This is a genomic window from Streptosporangium sp. NPDC048047, from assembly GCF_040653115.1.
Lineage (GTDB): Bacteria > Actinomycetota > Actinomycetes > Streptosporangiales > Streptosporangiaceae > Streptosporangium.
Genome location: NZ_JBEZNH010000027.1, coordinates 1 through 25,213, shown reverse-complemented (window position 1 = coordinate 25,213; position 25,213 = coordinate 1). Strand labels below are relative to the sequence as shown.

The 25,213-nt window shown below is 70.8% G+C and carries 14 protein-coding genes; 9 read left to right on the top strand and 5 right to left on the bottom strand.

Going from position 1 to position 25,213, the window contains the following annotated elements:
* Nucleotides 1-86: 86 nt before the first annotated feature.
* Nucleotides 87-1,202, bottom strand: coding sequence for a glycosyltransferase family 4 protein (locus AB0D67_RS22680; protein ID WP_362938989.1), 1,116 nt, complete (start codon nucleotides 1,200-1,202; stop codon nucleotides 87-89).
* A 180-nt stretch (nucleotides 1,203-1,382) separates the two neighbouring features.
* Complete coding sequence (locus AB0D67_RS22675) at nucleotides 1,383-3,527, bottom strand: glycogen debranching N-terminal domain-containing protein (RefSeq protein ID WP_362938986.1); 2,145 nt, start codon at nucleotides 3,525-3,527, stop codon at nucleotides 1,383-1,385.
* A gap of 331 nt (nucleotides 3,528-3,858) precedes the next feature.
* Here AB0D67_RS22675 and AB0D67_RS22670 point away from each other — a divergent pair, with 331 nt between their 5' ends.
* The gene (locus AB0D67_RS22670; RefSeq protein WP_362938983.1) at nucleotides 3,859-5,793 is read left to right on the top strand and encodes an N-acetylmuramoyl-L-alanine amidase; all 1,935 of its coding nucleotides are present in this window, start codon (nucleotides 3,859-3,861) and stop codon (nucleotides 5,791-5,793) included.
* Nucleotides 5,794-5,973: 180 nt separating this feature from the next.
* On the opposite strand, the gene glgP is transcribed toward AB0D67_RS22670, so the two are convergent.
* Nucleotides 5,974-8,556 (bottom strand): alpha-glucan family phosphorylase, encoded by a 2,583-nt coding sequence (gene glgP, locus AB0D67_RS22665; protein WP_362938980.1) that lies wholly within the window; start codon nucleotides 8,554-8,556, stop codon nucleotides 5,974-5,976.
* Nucleotides 8,557-8,927: 371 nt separating this feature from the next.
* On the opposite strand from glgP, the gene AB0D67_RS22660 reads away from it, so the two are divergent.
* The 4 genes from AB0D67_RS22660 to AB0D67_RS22645 all read left to right on the top strand — a co-directional run bounded on the left by AB0D67_RS22660 (nucleotide 8,928) and on the right by AB0D67_RS22645 (nucleotide 14,856).
* Nucleotides 8,928-11,045, top strand: coding sequence for an alpha-1,4-glucan--maltose-1-phosphate maltosyltransferase (locus tag AB0D67_RS22660; protein ID WP_362938977.1), 2,118 nt, complete (start codon nucleotides 8,928-8,930; stop codon nucleotides 11,043-11,045).
* 47 nt (nucleotides 11,046-11,092) lie between these two features.
* Nucleotides 11,093-12,796 carry a maltose alpha-D-glucosyltransferase gene (gene treS, locus AB0D67_RS22655; protein WP_362938974.1) on the top strand — a complete coding sequence of 568 codons (1,704 nt, stop codon included), beginning with the start codon at nucleotides 11,093-11,095 and terminating at the stop codon, nucleotides 12,794-12,796.
* A 4-nt stretch (nucleotides 12,797-12,800) separates the two neighbouring features.
* Nucleotides 12,801-14,114 carry an aminoglycoside phosphotransferase gene (locus AB0D67_RS22650; RefSeq protein ID WP_362938971.1) on the top strand — a complete coding sequence of 438 codons (1,314 nt, stop codon included), beginning with the start codon at nucleotides 12,801-12,803 and terminating at the stop codon, nucleotides 14,112-14,114.
* A gap of 157 nt (nucleotides 14,115-14,271) precedes the next feature.
* Nucleotides 14,272-14,856: an RICIN domain-containing protein gene (locus AB0D67_RS22645; protein WP_362938968.1), complete on the top strand. Its 585-nt coding sequence runs from the start codon at nucleotides 14,272-14,274 to the stop codon at nucleotides 14,854-14,856.
* Between the two features lie 63 nt (nucleotides 14,857-14,919).
* Here AB0D67_RS22645 and AB0D67_RS22640 read toward each other — a convergent pair whose 3' ends face one another.
* Together AB0D67_RS22640 and AB0D67_RS22635 are read right to left on the bottom strand one after the other, a co-directional pair.
* Complete coding sequence (locus AB0D67_RS22640) at nucleotides 14,920-15,825, bottom strand: MerR family transcriptional regulator (RefSeq protein WP_362938965.1); 906 nt, start codon at nucleotides 15,823-15,825, stop codon at nucleotides 14,920-14,922.
* 168 nt (nucleotides 15,826-15,993) lie between these two features.
* Entirely contained in the window at nucleotides 15,994-16,875 is an 882-nt protein-coding gene (locus tag AB0D67_RS22635; protein WP_362938962.1) for an NAD(P)-dependent oxidoreductase, read from the bottom strand.
* 222 nt (nucleotides 16,876-17,097) lie between these two features.
* On the opposite strand from AB0D67_RS22635, the gene AB0D67_RS22630 reads away from it, so the two are divergent.
* The 4 genes from AB0D67_RS22630 (at nucleotide 17,098) to AB0D67_RS22615 (ending at nucleotide 25,181) form a co-directional block, all read left to right on the top strand.
* Nucleotides 17,098-17,553, top strand: a complete 456-nt coding sequence (locus AB0D67_RS22630) for a MarR family transcriptional regulator (RefSeq protein WP_362938959.1) — start codon at nucleotides 17,098-17,100, stop codon at nucleotides 17,551-17,553.
* Nucleotides 17,554-17,751: 198 nt separating this feature from the next.
* Nucleotides 17,752-18,690, top strand: coding sequence for a hypothetical protein (locus AB0D67_RS22625; protein ID WP_362938956.1), 939 nt, complete (start codon nucleotides 17,752-17,754; stop codon nucleotides 18,688-18,690).
* 127 nt (nucleotides 18,691-18,817) lie between these two features.
* The gene (locus tag AB0D67_RS22620) at nucleotides 18,818-20,500 is read left to right on the top strand and encodes a hypothetical protein (RefSeq protein WP_362938953.1); all 1,683 of its coding nucleotides are present in this window, start codon (nucleotides 18,818-18,820) and stop codon (nucleotides 20,498-20,500) included.
* Nucleotides 20,501-20,897: 397 nt separating this feature from the next.
* Complete coding sequence (locus tag AB0D67_RS22615; RefSeq protein WP_362938950.1) at nucleotides 20,898-25,181, top strand: caspase family protein; 4,284 nt, start codon at nucleotides 20,898-20,900, stop codon at nucleotides 25,179-25,181.
* Nucleotides 25,182-25,213: the final 32 nt, after the last annotated feature.

Here is a 25,213-nt window from a genome sequence, read left to right as displayed (position 1 = left end):
GAGGAGCACCGGAGGCCTTCGTCCGGTACATCCGCGAACACGGGGACCACGTGGCCTGAGCCCGTCCCGGCGAAATGCCCGGCGGGTCAGTTCAGCGGCATCAGGCCCCGGGTCCCGCCGGCGGGCTCGGACCGTCCGGCGGCCTCGGCGATCACCCTGCGGTAGACGCGCTCGTAGCCCTCGGCCATCGCCTCGACGCCGAAGTGGTCCGCCACGTGGGAACGGCAGGCGTTCGGGTCGAGCTTCCCGGCCGCCTCGATCGCCTCCGGCAGTTCCTCGGGCCGGTCCAGGACGAACCCGGTCACCCCGTCGGCGACGACCTCGGGCACCGCTCCCCTGCCGAACGCGACCACGGGCGTGCCGCAGGCCATCGCCTCGATCATCACCATGCCGAACGGCTCCTCCCACAGGACGGGGAAGAGCAGGCAGCGGGCCGCCGCGAGCAGTTCGCGCTTGCCGACGGCGTCGGCCTCGCCGACGTACTCGGCGTCGGCGCCGAGCCTGGGCGCGACGTGCGCGGCGAAGTATCCGCGCTCCACCGGCTCGGTGAGCTTGCCGGCCAGCAGGATCCGCCGCCCGGCCGCGCGGGCGGCGTCGACGGCCAGGTGCGCGCCCTTGTCCTCGTTGAACCGGCCGAGCCACAGCACCCAGTCCTCCTTGTCCTCGCGGAAGGGGAAGGAGGCGATGTCCACGGCGTTGTGGACGACCCCGGCCCAGGGCAGCTCCGGGGCGCTGCGCCGCTGCGCCCGGGAGATGCCGACCATCGCCACGCCCGCGCCGAGCGAACGGTAGTAGTCGCCGAACTCGCCGTCCATCGTGAGGTGGCAGGTGATCACCGTCGGGACGGTCCGGCATCCGGCGTGCAGCGGCCCGGCCAGCGAGTGGTCGTGGACGATGTCCATCTCCAGTCCGGAGAGCATGCCGTGCGCCCTGGCCGCGTGCAGCACCTCCGGCATCGCCTCGCCGATCCGCTCCGACGGAGGCACGGCGTAGGTCGTCAGGAACCGGGCCGAGGTGCCGGGCCTGCCCGCGCCGATCAGGGTGACCTCGTGCCCGCGCCGCGACAGCCCCGCGACGAGGTCGGCCACCATCGACTCGATGCCGCCGTACGCCGCGGGCGGCACGTCGTACCAGGGGGGAGCGATCATCACGATGCGCAGCCCCCCGGCGCGCCACCCGGCCGGCTCCTCTTCAGTGATCATCCCCGCCCCCGCTCACGGCCCCCCGCGGCCGGTCGATGTCCTTCTCCGAGCTCTCCGTCCCGGTCCTGCCCGCGACGGATCCACGGGTCCGCATCCCGGTCCTGCCCGCGACGGATCCACGAGTCCGCGCCCCGGTCCTGCCCGCGACGGATCCTCGGGTCCGCATCCCGGTCCGGCCCGTCACAGCGTCCCTCCGGACGCCCGGGTGGCCGCGCGGATCGTGGTGAGGGGGCCGCCCGGGGGCGCCACCGGCGGGCGCGGCTCGTCGTGCAGGGTGATCCCCTCCGGCAGCCCCGCGACGAAGACCTTCTCACCGCTGACCTCGATCGTCAGCCGGGATCCGGCCAGCGGTATCCCCTCGATCCGGATGTCCTCCATCGGCACCGGATCCAGCCACACCTGCCCGTAGGGCACCCAGGGGTCGAATCGGAGCAGGTTGCGCAGCAGGTGGATGGGCGAGGCGGCGGCCCACGCCTGCGGGGTGCAGGAGGTGGGGTAGGGCACCGGCGGAGAGAAGTCACCCCGGTCGAAGCCGCAGAACAGCTCGGGCAGCCGCCAGCCGAACGCCTCCGCCGCCTCCATCAGGCCGGAGGCGATCCGCCGCGCCTCCTCGGCGAAGCCGTACCGGATCAGCCCGGCCACGATGATGGAGTTGTCGTGCGGCCAGACCGAGCCGTTGTGGTAGCTCATCGGGTTGTAGGCGCCCATGTCGGAGGCCAGGGTGCGCACGCCGTACCCGGTGAACATCCGCGGTGAGAGCAGGTGCCCGACGACGGACGCGGCGCGGTCCTCGTCGACGATGCCGGTCCACAGGCAGTGGCCGGGGTTGGAGGCGACGGAGTCGACGTGGCGCCCCTCCCCGTCGAGGGCGATGGCGTAGTAGCCGCGCTCGGGCATCCAGAACCGGTCGTTGAACGCCTCCCGCAGGCGCACCGCCCGCCCCTTCCACTCCTCCTCCAGGGTGGTGTCGCCGGCCTCGTGGGCGAAGTGGGCACGCGCGGTGTAGGCGGCGTAGACGTAGCCCTGCACCTCGGCCAGCGCGATGGGCGGCCGGGCCAGGGTGCCGTCGGCGAAGGTGACGCCGTCGAAGGAGTCCTTCCAGCCCTGGTTGACCAGGCCGTGGTCGGTCTTCCGGCGGTAGGACAGGAACGGGTCGGCCGACCTGGTGATCCAGCCGAGCGCCTCGTCGGCGTGCGGCAGGAGCTCCTCGACCTCCTCGCGGAGCAGCCCCCACCGGCGCAGCTCGCCCAGCAGCATCACGAACAGCGGGGTGGCGTCCACCGAGCCGTAGTAGGCGAGGCCGCCGGCCTGGGCGCCGAAGCGCAGCTCGTGCAGGATCCTGCCCGGCTCCTCCTCGGTGAGCGGGTCGCTGACCTTGCCCTGCAGCCTGGCCAGGCGGCGCAGCGTGCCGAGCGCCAGCGACTGGTCCATCGGCAGCGCCATCCAGGAGGTCAGCAGCGAGTCGCGGCCGAACAGCGTCATGTACCACGGCGCGCCCGCGGCGATCGGCGGCGGCTCCTCGGGCCGGTCGGGGTCGAACAGCCGCAGCGCCCCCAGATCCTCCCGGGAGCGGCGCAGCACCTGGGTCATGGTGCGGCCGGCGGTGACGACGGTGGGACTGAGCCGGTCCCAGTCGGCCCGCCGCCGGGCGGGCTCGGCGTGCTCCAGCGGATGGCGGGTGGAGAACCGGGTGGGCAGCTCCTCACCGTCCAGGATCGGGTTGACCTGGATGGTGGCCGTCCACTCCCCCCGGGCGGGCACGACGATCCGGAAGGCGAGGATCCCGGGCATGGAGATGGGCTGCGGCTCGGCCACCACCCGGGTCCCCCGGCAGCGGCTGGCGGAGAAGATCATCATGCCCGTCCGGTCGGGCGTCGTCTCCACGTCGGCCACGTGCCGGACCCGCCTCGCCTTGACCTCGAAGAGGTCGGCCAGGTCACCGGCCAGGTGGATGTCGACCAGGCATCCGGCCGGCTCGTCGGACAGGTTGCGCAGCGTCAGGTCCTCGCGCAGGCCGCCGCCGACGTAGCGGTCCCTGACCACCAGCAGGGTGCTCTCCGCGCGCCCCGGCCGCGGCGCCGCCCGGCCGACGAACGTCGCGTGGTACGGCTCGGTGACGAAAACGTTGAGCGGCTCCACCCCGACGTCGTCGATCCGCAGCTCCCAGCGCGACAGCAGCCGGGTGTCGGCGGTGTAGATCCCCTGAGCCCCGCCCGGCACGATGTCCCCGCCGCGCCCGGACACGCAGAAGGAACCGCCCTCCACCAGGGTCACCGCGCTGTCGCCCAGTGCGCCGGGCTGACCCTCGAAAGTCCACGCGTTCACGTCTTCTTCTCTCCCGTGCGTACGGCTCGCGGGCCTTCGCCTCCAACCCGTTCCCCTTCCCGCCCCACCCGGGAGGAGAACCGCGCACCGGATCCCCATGCGCAGGTTTTACCTGCTCAGCGCCGTCTCCTCCGTCCGCTCGACGTGGCCGCGGCGTTGTGGGCGGATCGGTCCGTCCGCGCCGCGGAAGCAGGCGGGGCCGGAACCCGCCGGGCCGACAGGGTGAAGAAATTCTTCGCTAGGTGTCGGCAAAATGAAGAATGTTATTGACATCGCGGTCCCGGCTTCGCAGGCTTTCTCGCATCGGATTCCCCCCAGCCGAGGAGCGTTCGTGCGACGATCGTCCCCCCTCCGCCTGGCGGCCGCGGCCATCGTGGCCGCAGGCAGCCTCTCCCTCGCGCAACCGGCCGCCGCCACGCAGGCGGCCGTTCCCGACGACCGGCAGGCGGCCTTCACCGAGGCCGCCAAGGCGTACGGCGTGCCCGAGAGCGTCCTGCTCGGCGTCTCCTACCTGGAGTCACGCTGGGACGCCAACGCGGGCAGGCCGAGCAACTCCGCCGGGTACGGCCCCATGCACCTCACCGACGCGGCCGGGTTCACCGGCGGGAACCACCACGCCGAGGGCACCGAGGACGCCCGAGGCGACGACGGCCGGCCGCTGCCGGCCCCCCAGGCCGCGCCGGCGCCCGCCGAGATCCCCGCCTCTCTCCGGACCCTGGAGAAGGCGGCCGAGCTCACCGGCGCGAGCCGTGAGGAACTGCGCGGCGACCCGGCCGCCAACATCCGCGGCGGCGCCGCCCTGCTGGCCGACCACCAGAAGACGCTCGGCGCGCCGCTCAGCGACGACCCGGGCGAGTGGTACGGCGCGGTGGCCCGCTACTCCGGCGCCGAGGAGGCCGAGGCGGCGAAGTTCTTCGCCGACGAGGTCTACGCCACGATCGAGTCCGGCGCCGAGCGCGTCACCGACGACGGGCAGAAGGTCGAGCTGCGGGCCAGGCCCGGCCTGCGGAAGATGGACCGCTGGCTGGAGAAGCTGGGCCTGCGCCGGCCCGCCCGCGGCGAGGCCGAGTGCCCGCCCACCGTCTCGTGCGAGTGGATCCCCGCGCCCTACCAGGCGCTGCCCGACGACGACTACGGCAACCACGACAAGTCGAACCGGCCGGTCAACCAGAAGGTCGAGTACATCGTCATCCACGACATGGAGGGCTACTTCGACCCCTCCGTGCGACTGGTGCAGGACCCCGCGCGCCCGGCGAGCTGGCACTACTCGGTGCGTTCCGTGGACGGGCACATCGCCCAGCACGTGAAGACCAAGGACGTCGCCTGGCAGGCGGGCAACTGGTACGTCAACGCCAAGTCGATCGGCATCGAGCACGAGGGTTTCCTCGCCGAGGGCGCCTTCTGGTACACCGAGGCGATGTACCGCAGCTCGGCCCGGCTGGTGCGCTACCTGGCGCTGCGCCACGGCGTCCCGCTCGACCGGGCGCACATCCTGGGCCACGACAACGTCCCCGGGACGATCGCCTCCACGGTGCGGGGCATGCACGAGGACCCCGGCCCCTTCTGGGACTGGGCGCACTACTTCCGGCTCCTCGGCCGCCCGCTGCACGGCACCGGGGGCCCGCGGACCGAGTCGGTGATGATCCTGCCCGACTACGAGAGGAACCAGCCGTACTACTACGGCTGTGACCGCAAGAACCCCTCCGCCGACTGCGCCCCGCACGGCTCGGCCTCGGTCTGGCTGCGCACCGAGCCGCGCCAGGACGCCCCGCTGGTCAAGGACATCGGCAAGCACCCGACCGGCGACTCGCTCTACAGCGTCTACGACCACAGCGCCCGCGCCGCCACCGGCCAGCGCTACGCCGTCGCCGACCGCCAGGGCGACTGGACCGCGATCTGGTACCTCGGCCAGAAGGCGTGGTTCCACAACCCCGCGTCCCAGCCCACCGCGGTGCCGTCCAAGGGTCTGGTGGTGACGCCCAAGCCGGGCCTGGCGAGCGTGCCGGTGTACGGCAGGGCGTACCCGGAGGAGGCGGCGTACCCGGAGGGCGTGCCGTACCAGACGATCAGCCCGCTGCAGTACACCTTCGCCGCGGGCCAGCGCTACACCGTGGGCCTGGCCGCGGTCGGCGAGTACTACCGGGCGGTGACCTTCGACACGTCGGGCCACCAGGTGATCCGCGGGAAGCAGAGGTACTACCAGATCCAGTTCGGCCACCGCGTGATGTTCGTCAAGGCCGAGGACGTGGTGGTGTCCGCCACCTGATCCCCGCCACGCCGGAGGGCGTCCGGTCCCCGGCGCGCCGGGGACACCCGGTCCCCGATGCGCCGGAGGACACCCTCCCTCCGGCGCATCGGGGACGGGAACCCTCGGGCGCGCCGAGGACGGGGGGAAGAACATGGAGGAGGGGAGCCGGGCGCGTGCCCCGGCTCCCCTCCTTTCCCGTCAGCGCAGGGTGCCGTTGGTCATCCCCGCCGGCTCCTCCGGCACCGTGACCAGGCCCAGCTCGGCGGGCGTGTCCATGAGCGGGTGGTCGGGGACGACCCGGACGCTGTAGCCGAACGCGCCGGTGCGGTCCAGCGGGACGGTCCCGGCGAAGACGGCCCTGCCGTCGTCGCCGTCGGACTCCAGGGTCAGGGTCGTGTAGGCGGGCCGTACCAGCTCGTCGTGGAGCCCGACCGGGCCGTAGGCGGCCTGGACGCGGACGTCCTCGGGGTGCAGCTCGCCCAGGGCGATGGTGGCCCGCACCTCCAGTGCCGCGCCCACCTCGGGGGTGTCGCCGAGGTTGGAGGTCTCCACGTGCTCCACCCGCACCCCGGGCCACGCCTGGGCGAGGCGCAGCTTCCAGGCGGCGAAGCCCCTGGCCGGCTCGTAGCCGTCCTTGAGCAGCTCGCGGCCCGACTTCGCGGCCGGGGTGTAGAGGTCGACGACGTAGTCGCGGAGCATCCGCCCGGCCAGGACCTTGGGCCCGAGGGAGGTCAGCGTGTGGCGGACCATCTCCAGCCAGCGCATCGGCAGGCCGTCGGCCGCCCGGTCGTAGAAGCGGTCGGCCACCTCGTGCTCGACCAGGTCGTACAGCGCCCCGGCCTCCAGCTCGTCGCGGCGGTCGGGGTCACTGACGCCGTCGGCGGTGGGGACGGCCCAGCCGTTGGTGCCGTCGTACCACTCGTCCCACCAGCCGTCCCGGATGGACAGGTTGAGCCCGCCGTTCAGGGCGGCCTTCATCCCGGAGGTGCCGCACGCCTCCAGCGGGCGCAGCGGGTTGTTCATCCACACGTCGGCGCCCTGGACCATGAGCTGGCCGAGCGCCATGTCGTAGTCGGGCAGGAAGACGATGCGGTGCCGCACGTCCTCGGCGTCGGCGAACTTCACGATCTGCTGGATGAGCTTCTTGCCGCCCTCGTCGGCCGGGTGCGCCTTGCCGGCGATCACGATCTGGACCGGCTTGTCCGGGTCGAGGAGGAGCCGGCGGAGCCGGTCGGGGTCCTTCAGCATCAGGGTGAGCCGCTTGTAGGAGGGGACCCGGCGGGCGAAGCCGATGGTCAGCACGTCGGGGTCGAGGGCGTCGTCGATCCAGCCCAGTTCGGCGCGGGAGGCGCCCCGGGCGAGCCAGGAGCGGCGCAGCCGCTCGCGTGCCCCCTCGACCAGCCGGGCGCGCAGCCGGCCGCGGATGGCCCAGACGTCGGCGTCGGAGATCTTGTTGACGCCCTCCCAGCCCTGGGCCCGCTCGACGAGCGAGGGCAGCTCCCGCCCGGCCAGCTCCATGATCTCCCGGCCGACCCAGGTGGGCGCGTGCACGCCGTTGGTGATCGACCCGATCGGGACGTCGGCCGCGTCGAAGCCCGGCCACAGGTCCTGGAACATCTCCCGGCTCACCTCGCCGTGCAGCTCGGAGACGCCGTTGACCCGCTGGGCCAGCCGCATGCCCATCGCGGCCATGTTGAACTTGCCGGGCTCCTTCTCCGCGCCGAGCGCGAGGATGCGCTCCACCGGGACGGTGGGCCAGGCGTTACCCTCGCCGAACTGGCGGGCGATCATCTCCGCCGGGAAGCGGTCGATGCCGGCGGGGACGGGCGTGTGGGTGGTGAAGACCGTGCCGGCGCGGACCGCCTCCAGCGCCTCGTCGAAGGAGAGCCTGCTCTCGGTCAGCTCGCGGATGCGCTCCAGGCCGAGGAAGCCCGCGTGGCCCTCGTTGGTGTGGAACACCTCCGGCTCGGGGTGGCCGGTGACCCGGCAGTAGGCGCGGATGGCGCGGACGCCGCCGATGCCGAGCAGCAGCTCCTGCATCAGGCGGTGGTCGCCGCCGCCGCCGTAGAGGCGGTCGGTGACGTCGCGGGCGGCGGTGTCGTTCTCGGCCACGTCGGAGTCGAGCAGCAGCAGCGGGACCCGGCCCACCTGGGCGATCCAGATCTGGGCGTGCAGGGTGCGGCCCTCGGGCAGGCCGATCGCGATCCGCACCGGCGCGCCGTCCTCCTCCCGCAGCAGGGTCAGCGGCAGGCCGCCCGGGTCGAGGGAGGGGTAGTGCTCCAGCTGCCAGCCCTCGGGCGACAGCGACTGGGTGAAGTAGCCGTGCCGGTACAGCAGGCCGACCGCCAGGATCGGCACGCCCAGGTCGCTGGCGGCCTTGAGGTGGTCGCCCGCCAGGATGCCCAGGCCGCCGGAGTACTGCGGCAGGGCGGCGGCGATGCCGTACTCGGGGGAGAAATAGGCGATGGCCCGGGGCGCGTCGGGGACCGTCTGGTACCAGCCGGGCGAGGTCGTGTACTCATGGAGGTCGTCCGCGGCGTCGGCGACCCGCCGCAGGAAGCGGCGGTCGGCGGCGAGCTCGCGCAGCCGCGCCGGATCGACGGCTCCGAGCAGTGCGACGGGGTCGTGGCCGACCCTCTCCCACACCTCCGGATCGACCTCGGCGAAGAGGTCGAGCGTCTCGGGATGCCATGACCAGCGCAGATTGCGCACAAGCTCGCCAAGCGAGGCCAGCTCCGGAGGAAGAACGGTGCGGACGGTGAACCTGCGGATTGCTCTCACGCTGCCAGACCCTAATTACTCAGCGCCACTGGTGGCGACCTCGACACTCACGCGTCTCCCCCTCACCGCTATCAATCGCCCCCAAACCACATCAAAGAAGGGTCGATCGCGGGGCGGCCGTTCACCGCCCCAACTCGCCCGGGAAAGCGGGGGTTCCCCGGTCTTTCCCTCACAGGTATGAAGATGGACTATTGGGGCAGGCATCTAGGGGCCGACCGCTCCATCCCCTCGGGAACCGGTCTCCCGCGCGAGTTGTGGTCGAGCGTGGTCACGCCCCCGGAGGCCGGTCACGGGGTTGTTTGATAAAACGAAGATCTTTCCTGGCCGACTTCTCCGGCGGCACCGGTGTGCCGTCGCTACCGTGAGATGCGATGATCGGACGAATTCCCATCCTTGACGTGCACCCGACGGTCGAGTGCGGGCGTTACCCCGCCAAGGCCGCCGCGGGCGAGACCTTCGAGATCTCCGCCACCGTGTTCCGGGAGGGACACGACGCGGTGGCGGCCGGCGTGGTGCTCACCGACCCCGACGGCACCCGCGGCCGGTTGCTGCCCATGGCCGAGCTGGCCCCGGGCACCGACCGGTGGGGGGTGGAGGTGGCCCTGCCCGACGAGGGCGCATGGCACTTCCGCGTCGAGGCGTGGAGCGACCCGATCGCGACCTGGCTGCACGACGCGGGCATCAAGATCCCGCGGGACATGGACGCCGAGCTGATGTGCGAGGAGGGCGCCCGGCTCTTCGAGCGGGCCGCCCGTGCCGTACGGCCCGCCGACTGCCCCTCCGCCCCCGTGGCGTCCAAGGGCGCGAAGGGCGCCCGGAACGCGAAGACGGCCGGCCGTACGGCGGGGCGGGCCTCCTCGGGCGCGGCGGCGGCCTGCGGGCACCGCGCCGCGCTGCTGGAGGTCGCGTCCCGGCTGCGCGACCAGGCGGTGGACCCGCGCGCCCGGTTCGCGGCGGCCCAGTCGGCGGAGACGGCCGCGCCGCTGCGCGCGCACCCGCTGCGCGACCTGGTGACCCGTACCGGCAAGCGGGTGGTCAGGGTCGAGCGGCGCCGGGCGCTGTTCGGGTCGTGGTACGAGTTCTTCCCGCGGTCGGAGGGCGCGATCGTCCAGGAGGGCGTCGCGCCCAAGTCCGGGACGTTCAGGACGGCGGCCCTGCGGCTGCCGGCCGTCGCCAAGATGGGCTTCGACGTCGTCTACCTGCCGCCGGTCCACCCGATCGGGCACAGCTTCCGCAAGGGCCGCAACAACACGCTGACGCCCGAACCGTACGACCCGGGCTCGCCGTGGGCGATCGGCTCGGAGGAGGGCGGCCACGACGCGATCCACCCCGACCTCGGCACCTTCGAGGACTTCGACGAGTTCGTGGCCAAGACCCGCGAGCTGGGCATGGAGGTCGCGCTCGACCTGGCGCTGCAGTGCTCGCCGGACCACCCGTGGGTCAGGGAGCACCCGGAGTGGTTCAACGTCCGCGCCGACGGCTCCATCGCCTACGCCGAGAACCCGCCGAAGAAGTACCAGGACATCTACCCGCTGAACTTCGACAAGGACCCCGAGGGGATCTACGCCGAGGTGAAGCGGGTGGTGCGGCTGTGGATGGACCACGGGGTGCGGATCTTCCGGGTGGACAACCCGCACACCAAGCCGGTGGCGTTCTGGGAGCGGCTGATCGCCGACGTCAACTCGACCGACCCGGACGTGCTGTTCCTGGCCGAGGCGTTCACCCGGCCGGCGATGATGCGCACCCTGGGCAAGGTCGGCTTCCAGCAGTCCTACACCTACTTCACGTGGCGCAACACGCGGGAGGAGGTGGAGAGCTACTTCACCGAGCTGTCCCACGAGACGTCGCACTACATGCGGCCCAACATCTTCGTCAACACTCCGGACATCCTTCACGAGTACCTCCAGCACGGGGGAGTCCCGGCATTCCGCATCAGAGCGATCCTCGCGGCGATGGCGATGCCGACCTGGGGCGTCTACGCCGGCTATGAGCTCGCGGAGAACGTCCCGGTTCGTCCAGGCAGTGAGGAATACCTCGATAGCGAGAAATATCAGTACAGACCTCGCGATTGGGCCGAGGCCGAGCGCGAGGGCCGTAGCCTGGCCCCGCTCATCACGCAACTCAATTTGTTGCGAAGAGCTCACCCGGCGCTCCAGGAACTGCGTAACCTACGGTTCCACAGCGTCGACCATCCGGACCTGGTCTGCTTCTCCAAGCGGCTGCCCGGTGCCTACGACACGGCCACACGACGGCACGGCCTGGGCGACGTGGTGCTGACGGTTGTGAATCTCGACCCATACCACACCCATGAGGCCACGGTGTCGCTCGACATGCCCGCCCTCGGTCTCGGCTGGAACGACGAGTTCGTCGTCGACGACGAACTGTCGGGCGAGTCGTACCACTGGCGGCAGGACAACTACGTGCGCCTCGATCCTCATGTCCGACCAGCACACATCTTCACTCTGCGTGCCCCGGCGAACCAGCGGTGAGCGGGCCGGAACACGCGGTACCGGTTGAAGAAGCGGGGAGTCCACTGGTGAGTCAGCCAACCGAGCCGATCCCGAACACCTTTGACGAGGACAAGCCTCGGGACCCGTACTGGTTCAAGCGCGCGGTCTTCTACGAGGTGCTGATCCGGGGCTTCGCCGACTCCAACGGCGACGGCACCGGAGACATCCGCGGCCTGATCGAGAAACTGGACTACCTCCAGTGGCTCGGCGTCGACTGCCTGTGGCTGCTGCCGCTGTACGAGTCGCCGCTGCGCGACGGCGGCTACGACATCGCGGACTTCATGAAGATCCTGCCGGAGTTCGGCGACCTCGGCGACTTCGTGAAGCTGGTGGACGAGGCCCACAAGCGCGGCATGCGGGTCATCGCCGACCTGGTGATGAACCACACCAGCGACCAGCACCCGTGGTTCCAGGCGTCCCGCCACGACCCCGAGGGCCCGTTCGGCGACTTCTACGTCTGGAACGACACCGACGAGCGCTACCAGGACGCCCGGATCATCTTCATCGACACCGAGGCGTCCAACTGGACCTACGACCCGGTGCGCGGCCAGTACTACTGGCACCGCTTCTTCTCCCACCAGCCGGACCTCAACTACGAGAACCCCGACGTCCAGGAGGCCATGCTGGAGGTGCTGCGGTTCTGGCTGGACCTCGGCATCGACGGGTTCCGGATGGACGCCATCCCCTACCTGTTCGAGCAGGACGGCACCAACTGCGAGAACCTGCCCAGGACGCACGCCTACCTCAAGCGGGTCCGGGCCGAGGTGGACCGCCTCTACCCCGACCGGGTGCTGCTGGCCGAGGCCAACCAGTGGCCGGCCGACGTGGTGGAGTACTTCGGCGACCCGGCCACCGGCGGCGACGAGTGCCACATGGCGTTCCACTTCCCGCTGATGCCGCGCATCTTCATGGCCGTGCGGCGGGAGTCGCGCTACCCCATCTCGGAGATCCTGGCCCAGACGCCGAAGATCCCCGAGCACTGCCAGTGGGGCATCTTCCTGCGCAACCACGACGAGCTGACGCTTGAGATGGTCACCGACGACGAGCGCGACTACATGTACTCCGAGTACGCCAAGGACCCCCGGATGCGGGCCAACGTCGGCATCCGGCGGCGCCTGGCGCCGCTGCTGGAGAACGACCGCAACCAGATCGAGCTGTTCACCGCGCTACTGCTGTCGCTGCCCGGCTCCCCCGTCCTGTACTACGGCGACGAGATCGGCATGGGCGACAACATCTGGCTCGGCGACCGCGACGGCGTCCGCACCCCGATGCAGTGGAGCCCCGACCGCAACGCCGGGTTCTCCAACTGCGACCCGGGCCGGCTGTACCTCCCGCTCATCATGGACCCGATCTACGGCTTCCAGGCGATCAACGTCGAGGCGCAGCAGAAGAACTCCGGCTCGCTGCTGCACTGGACCAAGCGCATGATCGACATCCGCAAGCGGCACCCGGTGTTCGGCCTGGGCGACTTCACCGAGCTGAACTCCTCCAACCCCAGCGTCCTCGCCTACGTGCGGGAACTGGGCGACGACCGGATGCTGTGCGTCAACAACCTCTCGCGGTTCCCGCAGCCGGTGGAGCTCGACCTGCGCCGGTTCGAGGGCTCGGTGCCCGTGGAGACGATGGGCGGAGTTCCTTTCCCCCCGATCGGCGAACTTCCGTATCTTTTGACGCTTCCTGGGCATGGGTTCTACTGGTTCACCCTGCCGCCCGTACCCCAGGAGGCGTAAGGCCGTGTTGACGGAGCTCCTTGCCGGATGGATAGCGCATCAGCGATGGTTCGCCGGTAAGGGGCGGCCGATAGACGAGCTCGACGTCGAGTCCGACGTCGAGCTCGCCCCCCGCCTCCGTCACCTCATCCTCCGCGTCCGCCAGGGCGACGACGTCGACCGCTACCAGCTCCTGCTCGGCACCGACGGCGACACCTCCGGCCGGTTCGGCCACGTCCGGATCGGCGAGGGCTACTACGACGCGGCCCACGACGCCGACCTCACCTGCGTCCTGCTGGAGGGGATGGCCGAGGACCGTGACACCGGCCCGCTGCGCATGCGGCACCTGCCGGGCACCGACATCGACACCTCGCTGCGCAGCCTGGTGCTGGGCGCCGAGCAGTCCAACACCTCCCTGGTGTACGGCGAGACCTACATCTGCAAGCTGTTCCGCCGGCTGATCCCCGGCGTCAACCCCGAGCTGGAGATCGTCCGCGCCCTGGCCGCCCGCGACGCCCGGCACATCGCGCGGCCATACGGCTGGATCGAGGCCGACCTGGACGGCGAGCCGACCACGCTGGCGATCACGCAGGAGTTCCTGGCGACCGCCAACGACGGCTGGGCCCTGGCGCTGGCCAGCGTCCGCGACCTCTACGCCGGCCTCACCTCCTCGGCCTCGGAGGCGGGCGGCGACTTCAGCGCCGAGTCCTACCGTCTCGGCGTGGCCACCGCCGAGGTCCACCGGGAGCTGGCCGAGACCTTCCCGACCTCGGTGATGGAGGCCCACGAGGTCAAGCAGCTCATCGAGGACCAGCGCCGCCGCCTGGCCCAGATGGTCGAGGAGGTGCCCGAGCTGGGCCGCCACGCCCACGTGGTCCAGGAGGCCTACCAGCGGGTCGCCGACACCGCCCGCGAGATCCCGGTCCAGCGGGTCCACGGCGACTACCACCTGGGTCAGGTCATGCGGACCCCGACCGACTGGATCGTCCTCGACTTCGAGGGCGAGCCCGGACAGCCCCTGGAGGAGCGCCGGGCCCTGTCCTCGCCGCTGCGGGACGTGGCGGGCATGCTGCGCTCGTTCGACTACGCCGCCCGCCACCTGCTGGCCGGCCGGCCGCGGGCCGAGGAGCTCTACCCCCGGGCCGTGGAGTGGGCCGAGCTGAACCGCTCGTCCTTCCTCGCCGGATACTCCGCGGGCGGCGGGCGCCTCCAGGCCCAGGACGCGGTCCTGCTGCGAGCCCTGGAGATGATGAAGGCGGTCTACGAGGTCGGCTACGAGGCGCGCAACCGCCCCGCCTGGCTGCCCATCCCGATGGCCGCCTTCCAGGCCGGGCGCTGACCGCCGGGGCCACCCCGGAAATCCATCGAACACATCGTTGATCATCCCGAACTCGCCGCCCCAGGCGGTCGTCTCACCGTTGGGTGACGACGTGAGCCGGATCTCCCCGGCTCACCTCGCGGACGAGAATCGCTCAGGCGAGAACGGGGTGGCAAGGATGGGAAAGAACCGCTTACTCGGCGTCGTGGCGGCCTCGGCGGTCATCGCGTCGGGCCTCGCGCTCATGTCCGCGCCCGCGAACGCGTCGGCCGTACGGGGGTCGGCCGTGGACGCGTCCGCCGCGCGGACGGCTGCCTCGGACGCGTCGGCCGCGTCCGCCGCGCGGACGGCGGGCGCCAAGCGGATCCAGATGGTCGAGTTCAACCTGTGCCTCGACGTCAAGGACTTCAACGTCAAGAACGGCGCGAGGGTCCAGCTGTGGAGCTGCAACAGCAACGCCAACCAGCTCTGGACCAAGTACGGCGACGGCACGATCCGCAGCGCGCTCAACGGCAAGTGCCTCGACGTCAAGGACTTCAACCCCAGGGTGGGCGCGGTGGTGCAGATGTGGAGCTGCAGCTCCGCCTCGAACCAGCGCTGGTACTCGGGCGGCTCGAAGTACGGCAGGGGCGGCTACCAGACCATCCGCAGCAGCCTGAACGGCTTCTGCCTCGACGCCAAGGGCAAGGGGCACCGCCTGGGCACGCCCATCCAGATGTGGAGCTGCAGCTCCGAGTGGAACCAGTCCTTCCGCTGGATCTGACCGCCTTCTCCGGTGCCCGTGGCGCCGCGCTCGCGGCATCACGGGCACCGGGCTCGCCGGTGATCAGGCGTGGGCGCGCAGCGCCGCGGCGAACCACTCGAACGCCGCGACCTGGGACGGAAACGGCGGACGGCCGTGGAGGACGCCCATCAGCTCCCAGTACCGCTCCACCCGCCGGTCGGTGAACAGCTCCACCTGCTCGGCCATGCGGACCCGCTCCGCCGCGGGCGCGTCCGCGCCGGCGATCCGCTCCAGCACGGCCCGGCCCTCGGCCGAGGCGGGGTCGATCCCCGCCTCGGCGGCGGCCCCGGCGTGCTCCGTCACCGACACGGCGTCGTAGGACGGGGACTGCTCCGCCGCCGCACCCGCCGTGGCCATCTCCCGGACGCGGCGCTTGAAGTCCTCGTCTCCGACGAGCGTGGCGAGTTCGACCCAGGCGTCCACCTGCTCGTCGGTCGGGTCGTCCGGCAACTCCGCCGGCAGCTGCCGCATCGCCCCCGCGATGCCCGCCCCCGGCGCGTCGGCGGGGAGACCGGCGAAGGCGCCGTCGACGAACTCGTCGATGATCCGCTGCCGTTCCTCCGCCGACAGCCGTGCCATTTCGTTCATGAGCCTCATCTCCTCGATCGTGCTTCCTCTGCGCGCGACCGACCGCAGCACCGCGCGCCGCAGACGCAGGATGCGGATCTCCGCGTCCAGCGCCTCGGCGTGGGCCCTGGCGACATCGGCGACGCCGCCCTGCCGGGCCAGCACCGACCGGACCGTCTCCAGGTCCAGCCCCAGCTCCCGGAGCGTCCGCACCAGGTCCAGCCGGGCCACCGCCTCGACGTCGTAGAGCCGGTACCCGCCGGTCGAGCGGCCGGTCGGCGGCACGACGTCGATGTCGGACCAGAAGCGGATGGTGCGCACCGGCAGGCCGGTACGGCGGGCGAGCTGTCCGATGGTGAACAGCTCCTCGTGGTCGTTCACAGGATCAGCCTGAACCTTCCAGCGACTGGAGACTCAAGGGCTTTTCACCCCCGGGCATTCCACCACCGAAGGCCCGCCGACGGCATCCGGGAGCCCCACCGGAGCCCCATCACCCGCATCCGGGCGTTCCGTCGCCGGTCCCGCTCCTGGCGAGGACGGCGGCGCCGCTCAGAGCGCCCCGGCGTCCCGGGCGGTGTGGACGGTCGGGTGGATCGGGCGGAAGCCCAGCTCGCGCCGGATCTTCGCGGTGTCGACGATGCCCTCCCACGGGTCGTCCAGCGCCCGGTCCGCCATCCCCTCGGGGATCGGCTCGCCGTTGAGCCGGAGCAGCTCCAGCGCGGTGACGGGCGCGTCGTCGGCGACGTTGAACGTCTCGCCGTCCACGCCGCGCGCCGAGAGCGCCAGGATCAGCGCCTGGGCGACGTCGGCGTGGTGGACCATGTGCAGTCGCCTGTGCGCGGCCCAGCCGCGCGCCCAGTGGAGCGACTCGGCGAGGTGCGGGTCGCCGTCGCCGTAGACGAAGGCCAGGCGGAGGACGCGCAGCGGCAGCCCCTCGGCCCGGTGCATCTCGCCGAGCACCCTCTCGGCCTCGGCCTTGCTGCGGGGGTAGGCCCCTGCGGGGGTGAGGATCTCGTCGGTCTCGGCGGCGGGCCGGCCTCGGCCCGTGTCTCGGGCGCGGCCATCACCGTGGATGAAGCCCGAGCCGTAGACGAGGTTGGTGCCGGTGTGGACGAACCGGTCGACGCCGGCCCGGAGCGCGGCGGCGGCCAGTTCGACCGTGGCGGCGTGGTTGACCGCGACGGCCTCCTCATCGGGGACGCCGCGGAAGGCCGCGCCGAGGTGGACGACCGCCTCGGCGCCCTTGAGCGCGCCGGCCAGGTCGCCGGTGTCGCGCAGGTCGCCGACGACCACCTCGGCGCCGAGCCGGGCGAGCGGCTCGGCCCGTACGGCGTCGCGGACCAGCACGCGGACGGCTCGGGTCCGCTGGAGCAGCCGGGGGACGAACCTGCTGCCGACCCGGCCGGTCGCTCCGGTGACGAGAACGGTCATGGGGGGCTCCTCGCTGTGAGTCTCGCTGTGGGTGTCGCTGTGGGTGTGGGCGGTCGCTCCGCGGGTGTCCCGACGTGCCGGGGCGTTCTCGCCGGCGCTCGGGGAACGCCGGAGGCACCGCTCGAAGCTCCGCCGTCCCGAACGATAACAGATAGTTTGATATATCCAACATTGTCGTGCATCCAACATTTGGACGAATGCCATGGACGTACCATGGTCGCCATGGAACGACGGGACCCTGAGCAGGACGAACGGCTCAGGTCGGAGATCTGGGAAGCCCTGTACGACTTCTTCATGGCCGAGCACGAGCGCACCCTGGAGGCCGTGGCCGGGCTGGGCGTCAGCCCGGGAGACCTCAAGGCCCTCATCCGGCTGACCCCGGGCCCCGGCGAGCCGATGCGCGCGCTCGCCGACATGTGGCGGTGCGACGCCTCGACCGTGACCTGGATCGTCGACCGGCTGCAGAAGCAGGGCTACGTCGAGCGCCGCCCCCACCCGACCGACCGGCGCGTCAAGGTCGTGGCGCTGAGCGACGCGGGCGAGGAGTTGCGCGACCGGATCCTCCGCCGCTTCTACCGGCCGCCCGCCGTCCTGTCGGAGCTCTCCCCCGGTGAGCTGGCGGCACTGCACCGGGTGGCGGCCCGTCTGGCTCCGCCCGAGGACCGGGAAATCACATAAGCGAAAAATCACCGCAATATCGACTGATATCTGAAAACAGTCTCCTCTTTAACGAGCATTCGTCACACTCTGGTTGTCATCGCGCACGGAACGCTTCCTCCCCCACCCCGGTCTCCGCCGTACAGGGGTCCGGTCGACCGTCCCGCGTGGTGGCCACCGAGCCGTTCTCCGCCGCGCAGGCGGCACGAAGGAGGAGACATGTCCCCCCAGACAGGCGTCGCGCCGGGCCGTACCCGCCGGACACCCCTGTTGGCAGGCGTTCTGCTGGCGCTGCTGGCCGCCACCGTCCTGACCGGCCCGCGGGCGGCGTCCGCCGCGGTCGCCGCCACGACCACCATCGGGCAGCCGGGGCACATCACGCTCACCGCCCCGACGACGGTCGACGCCGGCGGCGAGGCCCTGCTGGATCTCAACTACACCAACGTCTCCGGCCTCCCGGTCGACTCGGCCACGGTGACCGTCACCTTCGCCCCCGAGTCCGACGGCAGCCTCAGCGCGGGCAGGTTCTCCTGGTGGTCGCCCGACCCAGAGCACCACACCGACACGGTCGTCGGCGACGCCGCGAACCGCACGATCACCGTCACCCTGCGCGACCTCGCGCCCGGCGCCGCGAACCGCACCGTGGTCTACGTCCCGTTCAAGAGCACCGCGTCCGGCCAGGCGCCCCTGAGCGCCGCCCTCGTGGAGACCACTCCGGAAGGGCCCGCCACCACCGACCTCGGCGGCCTGACGATCGGCGCCGTCTCCTCCGCGAACCTCTCCGTCTCGCTGGACGCCTCTCCCAAGGGACTCGGCGTCTCCCACGCCACCTTCACCGCGACCGTCACGAACCGGGGTCCCGCCGCCACGACCGCGGCGCGGCTGCGCTTCACCTACCCCTCCGCGTTCACCGGGCCGAGCGCCCAGGGCTGCGCCGTGGACGCCGCGGCGCGCACCGTCACCTGTGACCTCGGCGCCATCCCCGCGGGCGGCTCGGTGACCAGGTCCATGGGCCTCTACACCCGGCTCCTCGTCATCAGCGGCCGCCTCACCGTGACCGCCTCCCACCTCGACAGCGCCCCCGCCGACCCCCAGCCGTCCGACGACACGGCCTCGGCCACCTGCACCGCCCTCACCGGTCTCCTCGTCCGCTGCTGACCCCGCCCGCTCCTCGCGGCGTGCCCGCCCCGTACGGCGGGCACGCCGCGTCCACCCCCGGCCACATGCGGAAACATGTCCGTCACATTACGTAACCGTCCGTGAAGATCGTGGTTGGCTGGCCGCCATGATGTTGACCAAGGGTCTTGCCGCGATCGGAGTGGCGGTCGCGGTCGCCGGGGCACCGGCGTGGACGGGTACGCAGGCACGGACAGGCGAGCAGGCGTGGACGGACGTCCGGGCGTCGACGAGCGCGCCGGAGCGGACGGGTGCGCAGACGTGGACCGACGCCCAGGCGTGGACGGACGCGCAGGCGTCGACGAGCGCGCCGACGTGGACGGACGCGCAGGTCGCGGGCGACGCACCCGACACGATCGCGCGGGTCGAGGCCTACCTCGACAGCGTCCGCCACGAGCCCGGCAGGCTCGGGGAGTTCGTCGCCGACCTGCCCAAGGGCGCCGACCTGCACACGCACCTGTCGGGCGCCGTGCCCACCGGATATCTGCTCAACTCCGCCGTGCGGGGCGACCTGTGCGTCGACACCGCGTCCCTCACCGCGTCGGCGCCGCCGTGCCGCGACGGGCAGCGGCCCGCGCGCGACGCGGTCACCGACCCGCGTTTCGCCGACGACATCGTGCGCGCCTGGTCCATGCGCGGCTTCACCCCCGGCAAGGAGTCGGGCCACGACCACTTCTTCTCGGCGTTCGGCAGGTTCGGGGCCGCGACCTCTGACAAGGGGGAGATGCTCGCGTTGCTCGCCGCGCGGGCCGCCGCCCAGCAGGAGTTCACGCTGGAGGTCATGCTGTCCCGCCAGTCGGGGGCCGTCCAGGACCTCGTCAAGAAGGTCGGCGGCAGCGCCTCCGACCTGGCCGGCCTGCGCGACCGGCTGCTCGCGGACGGCGCGATGGCGGGCATCGTCAAGGCGGCCCGCGCCGACGCGGACACCGACATCGCCCGGATGCGCAAGGATCTGCGCTGCGACGACGGGGACGCCGACCCCGGCTGCGCACTGCCGCTGCGTTTCCTCCTCCAGGTCACCCGCACCGCCCCGCCCGAGGTGGTCTTCGCCCAGATGCTGCTGGGCTTCGAACTGGCCAAGGCCGACGAGCGCTACGTCGGCGTCAACCTCGTCGCCCCCGAGGACGACCCGGTCGCGCTGCGCGACTACCGGCTGCACATGCGCATGCTCGACTACCTGCGCGGCCTCTACCCGGAGGCGCACATCAGCCTGCACGCCGGTGAGCTGACCCCCGGCCTGGCTCCGGACGCGGACCTGAGGTTCCACATCCGCGAGGCCGTGAAGACCGGCCACGCCGAGCGCATCGGGCACGGCGCCGGCATCGGCGGCGAGGACGACCCGGCCGGGCTCATGGCCGACATGGCCCGCGGGCACGTCCTCGTCGAGATCGCCCTCACCAGCAACTGCCAGATCCTCAAGGTCTGCGATGACGCGCACCCGTTCACGCAGTACCGCAGGGCGGGCGTGCCCGTCGCCCTCGTCACCGACGACGCGGGCATCGAGCACACCGACCTGGCCGGCGAGTACCTCCGGGCGATCACCCAGTACGGCCTGCACTACGCCGACCTGAAGACCCTGGCCCGCACCGCCCTCGACCACAGCTTCCTCCAGGGCGCGAGCCTCTGGCGGGCTCCGGACGACCACACCCCGGTGCCGGAGTGCGCGGGCTCCCCGCTCGGCGGGGAGCCGGCCCCGTCGTGCCTGGCCGTACTGAAGAAGAGCCCCAAGGCCGCGGCCGAGTGGCGGCAGGAGGGCGCCTTCACCGCCTTCGAGGACCGCTACGACGGCTGACCCGTCCGCCCCGCCACCGACGACGAACCCCTCGTGACGAGGCGGGCTCGATCGACGTCGACGGCATCCTTCGATCCTCACCTGGGCCGTCCGCCGGGCATCCACGCGATGCCCGGCGGACGGCCTTTTCCATGCGGGAATTGGGAAAACCGAAATGAAAGTCGGATATGACCGAAATTCATCCTGCAGGGATCGAAGTGAGCACCAGGAATCCACCGCCACTCCCATTCGTCGGCATATGCCTTCCTTGACCTGTAGAGCCATGGCACCATGCTGGGATGACCATTTCCCTGGCGAACGTTGACGAGTGCCATCGGCTTACCCATGCGACCGTAAGCCGGTCGCACGTACCGTCGGCCCTCCGCGTCAACTGTTGAGCCCCGGCAGGGAACGGTCCATGGCAGACCGACGAGCGCTTCTGATAGGCGTTCCGCGATGCGACGACGACGCGTTCAGTGACATCAGAGACGTCGTACGCTCCGATGTCCGGCTTATGCATGAAACGCTGACGAATTCCGGTTATGAGACGGTCACCTCCTTCGGGGAGTCCGAGACCGGCGCGGAACCCACGGGAAGCCGGATAAAAGCTCAACTGAAGCGGGCGTGCGCGGAAGCCCCTCCCGGAAGCGTCCTCCTGCTGTACTTCTCCGGACACGGCCTCACGATCGACGGCCACGACTACCTGGTGCCGAGTGACGCCAGCCGCGATCCCGGGGCACTCTGGCCCGATACCGACAGCCTGGTGCCGCTGGTGCCGCCCAACATTGATCGCTGCCGAGCCCGGTTGGTCGTCTACTTCGTGGACGCGTGCCGGGACGACCCCGCCGCGACACACGGTCCCGTCGTGAAGGGCGGGATGCTCCCCTACCTTCCCGAGGGCGACTTCGTCGTCGTGACGGGATGCCGGGCGGGCCAGCGCTGCCTGTACGGAGAGTCGGGAAGCTACTTCACCCAGGCGCTGGCCCAGACGCTCGACCGCCGGAACCCGGCGCGCACCCTGGAGCAGGTCCTCAAGGACGTCGAGCAGCAGATGCGGCGCAGGGCCGCCGGAAACGACGGCCTCGAGCAGGAGCCGCAGGCGCACCACCAGGGGGCGACGCTGCCCGCCGCGGACACGGTGGTGTGCGAGGGCGACCAGCTGACGGACGCCTGGCGGCGTGCCGTGGAGAAGACAGACCTCTGGCGGCACTGCGACTCCGAGATCACGTCGTCGGAGCCGACGGTGGAAGCCGTCAGGACGATCGTCGAGGAGTGCGCCCGCGGCTGTGGGGCGGCCCGGGAGAACCTCCACCGGAAGACCGGCATCGACGACCCCTGGACCGACCAGAACCACCCTGTCCGGGTCCTGCAGCACCTCTCCATGCTTCTCGGCCCGTACGCCGGGCTGACCCGGTCCGAGGTTGCCGCACTGATCATGGCTCCCTTCCTGCGGGAGCGCGTGCTCGCCGAGGAGGTGCGCCTGGCGGCGGGCATCGATCCGGCGAACTTCGCCCGCACCTACGGGGCCGGGCCCCGAAGCGACCTCGAGACGACCCACGAGATGCACCAGCACATCGTGCGCCGCGCGGAGGGGCTGGGCAGCCAGGGGAACGTCAAGGCTCGTGACACGCTCGCGATGTGGCTGGTGCACCAGTGGCTCGCCACCAGGCTGGCCGTCTGGCGGAGCCCCGCGGCCCAGGACGCCTACGAGCGGGGGGCCCGCCTGCTGGACGGCGACGCCATCTCCGTGGCCCAGAGCGAACTGCCGAAGCTGGTGGAGGCCCTCGTCCGCGCGGCCGGTGCGGACCCGGTGGACCAGCAGCTCGGCTCCCATCTCCAGCGTGACTACGTCGACGACCGCTGGCGCGGGCTGGCGGCACTGCTCTGGCTGGCCGGGATCCTGGCCGCCGACCCGCGGCGCATGCCCCCGGTGATCGCCGACCACATCGGCACCCGGCTGGAGCTGCCGCTGACCGCCGTCACGGCCGCGGCCGACCGGATGAGGTGGTATCGCCCCAAGGAGGGTGTCCTCGACCTACAGATGATCTGCGACCACCCGGCTCTGCACCTCGCGTTGGAGGACGTCGTGCGCCGGGCCGACGAGGCTCTTGGGACCATCCGCAGGCTTCCCTCCCTGGGCCCCCTCGGGGAGCGGCTGCCCGAACGGGTCACCGCTGACAAGCTCCGGCCGGAGCAGCGCAAGGACGACACCTGCGCCTACGAGGCTCCGGTGGCGCGTTTCCGGCTGGCCGAGGACAAGGTGCGCGAGCTGCTGATGGGCCGGCAGCTGTACGGCGACCCGTCCCTCGCGATCCGCGAGCTCTACCAGAACGCGCTGGACGCCTGCCGGTACCGGCGCACCCGCCTCGAATACCTCAGCCGGACGGGCGAGTCACCGGCCCCGTGGGAGGGACAGATCTGCTTCGAGCAGGGGGTCGAGGACGGCCGGCCGTACATCGAGTGCGAGGACAACGGGGTCGGGATGGACACCGAGACCCTCAAGCACGTCTTCGCGAACGCCGGCGAGCGGTTCGTGTACCGGCATGAGTACCGGGCCGAGCAGGCCGACTGGCAGGACCTCCAGCCGCCGCTGCGGCTGGTCTCCAACAGCCAGTTCGGTGTCGGCGTCTTCAGCTACTTCATGCTCGCCGACGAGATCACCCTGACCACCCGGCCGGTGGGCCGGAACGGCATCGTCTCGCCGGACGCGTATGACGCGCACATCGCCAGCAGCGGCAGCCTGTTCCAGATCACCCCCTCCGGCGGCATGCACGGCGGCGGGACCCGGGTCCGGATGTACCTCACCGGAGACGAAGAGGTCTCGGTCCTGCGCACCCTGCGCTCGCTGCTCTGGGTCACCGAGTTCCGCGTCGAGGTGACTGAGCACGGCTCCCACCCCGAGGTCTGGGAGCCCGGAGAACTCCGCTACCAGGATGCGGAGGTCGAGTCGTTGAAGTGCGGCGACGACCTGTGGTGGGTGTCCGGGAAGGGGGGCCTGGCGGCGGACGGGATCCGCACCGACGTGGAGGTCTTCGGTCTCGTCGTCAACCTGCGCGACACCCATCGGCCGACGTTCACCGTCGACCGGAAGAAGCTCCGGGAGTGGGACAGGAAGTGGGTCGAGGAGGAGATCCGAGCGTCATTGCCCAAGCTGGTCTCATGGCCGGGGCTGACCATGTTCTGGCTGTGGAAACTGGCCGAGTCCGACTTATGGCTGGCCCAACTCGTCTTCCGTCACCTCGTCTCCGCCGCCGCGGTGATTCCCGTAGGCGGGCCCTGGGGGGGCGACACACGTGTCTCAGTGAACACCGTCGGATGCTTCCCTGTGGACGCAAAGCTTCTCAGATCTGAGCGGGCCCGGTCCGGTTACAGCCGCTGGTTCTTGGCATGGCGGCTGGGTCTGTGGTCACGCCTGATCACTTCTCAGTTCGACGCCAGGCGCCCTCGTGCTCTGAACACCTGTGCCGAGGGGTTTCCGACCGTCGACCCCGCCGATGCTGAACTATTGAAAAACTACATGCGCGCAGATGCTTCGGTCGATCTCGACGCCCTCCTGGAGGCCGTCGGGAACGCTGATGAAACGGTGTCCTCCCGGCTCAGGCGATTGCGGCGGTACGCGATCACCGGATTCGACGTCTCCGCCGCCCGTGACATTCCCCCGCTGGATCGATCGTTCAAGGAAGAGGACCAGCCGCTACTCCGCGGGATCGCGGCTTGGACCCGACCCGGCGCGCCGCCACGGCACAACTCGGCAGCCTTGTTGGTGCAGATGTCGAACGAACTGGACCAACCAATCGGCAAGATGATCCGGTATATTACCGACCTCATGCCGCCCGGATGGACCCCACCGTCCATCGACCTGGGTCCTCTTGCCCACCACACCACTACCGCAGACGTGCTGCTCGTGTCAAAAGACCTCGACGGTGCGCCGCCCTGGATCGAGCAGGAACTCACTCCCTCAAAAGTGGCCGCCAGAAGCACGACTCTCTGCCGATCCGTCGAGCAGATTCTTGCGATGTGCGACCAACTGGCTCAGTTCGGCATCGCCGTGGCGGGACGGGACAGGTATCCGGCGAATCCAAGCGATCTGGAGATAGAGGCGCTTCGGCATATCCACATCGTTGGCCAACGCCTCACCCCGATCCATCTGATATCAATCGCTGCCCGTTCCAAAATGAGCGTTCGTAACGCCCATGCGGGCCTACACCGACTCGAAGCCTGCAGAATGGCAGTCCTTCCCGATATCTCTGGCCTCCCTGATCTGACCCCGAACCGCGAGCATTTGGAGTTCATCCAGGTCGAACTGCTGGGTTACTCGCTCGGCTTTCAGGACTGCTTTCTGGATACCGGGCTGGCGGCCCGCATGATGGTACAAATCGCGACGCAATCACACCGCCACACGGGTCGGATCGCGCAGCACGTCCAGGAAGTGCTCCCTTTCACCGTGCCGGAAGAGCCAGTAACCGCCATGGATTTGGTGTATTTGGCGCACGCGCTCGACTGCTCCCTGGGCGAGGCGCAGAAACGGATGATTCAGGTCTATCCAGAGGCCGAACCACTGGTCATCACGGCGGAGGAGGCAGCGCTGGAGCCGACACAGGTGATCGCGAACTCACTGATGGAACTACGGTGGTGGAAGTGGGGACGCCAGCGGAACATCCGTTGGATAACCTCTCCCGGTACTACATCTGTAGATCGTTAACCGATTCGCCTGCGTGACTGTGGGTAGATGGG

Coding starts and splice junctions, on each gene's coding strand:
- AB0D67_RS22680 (WP_362938989.1), bottom strand. CDS start 1,202: ATGATCACTGAAGAGGAGCCGGCCGGGTGGCGCGCCGGGGGGCTGCGC.
- AB0D67_RS22660 (WP_362938977.1), top strand. CDS start 8,928: ATGATCGGACGAATTCCCATCCTTGACGTGCACCCGACGGTCGAGTGC.
- AB0D67_RS22645 (WP_362938968.1), top strand. CDS start 14,272: ATGGGAAAGAACCGCTTACTCGGCGTCGTGGCGGCCTCGGCGGTCATC.
- AB0D67_RS22635 (WP_362938962.1), bottom strand. CDS start 16,875: ATGACCGTTCTCGTCACCGGAGCGACCGGCCGGGTCGGCAGCAGGTTC.
- AB0D67_RS22630 (WP_362938959.1), top strand. CDS start 17,098: ATGGAACGACGGGACCCTGAGCAGGACGAACGGCTCAGGTCGGAGATC.
- AB0D67_RS22625 (WP_362938956.1), top strand. CDS start 17,752: ATGTCCCCCCAGACAGGCGTCGCGCCGGGCCGTACCCGCCGGACACCC.
- AB0D67_RS22620 (WP_362938953.1), top strand. CDS start 18,818: ATGATGTTGACCAAGGGTCTTGCCGCGATCGGAGTGGCGGTCGCGGTC.
- AB0D67_RS22615 (WP_362938950.1), top strand. CDS start 20,898: ATGGCAGACCGACGAGCGCTTCTGATAGGCGTTCCGCGATGCGACGAC.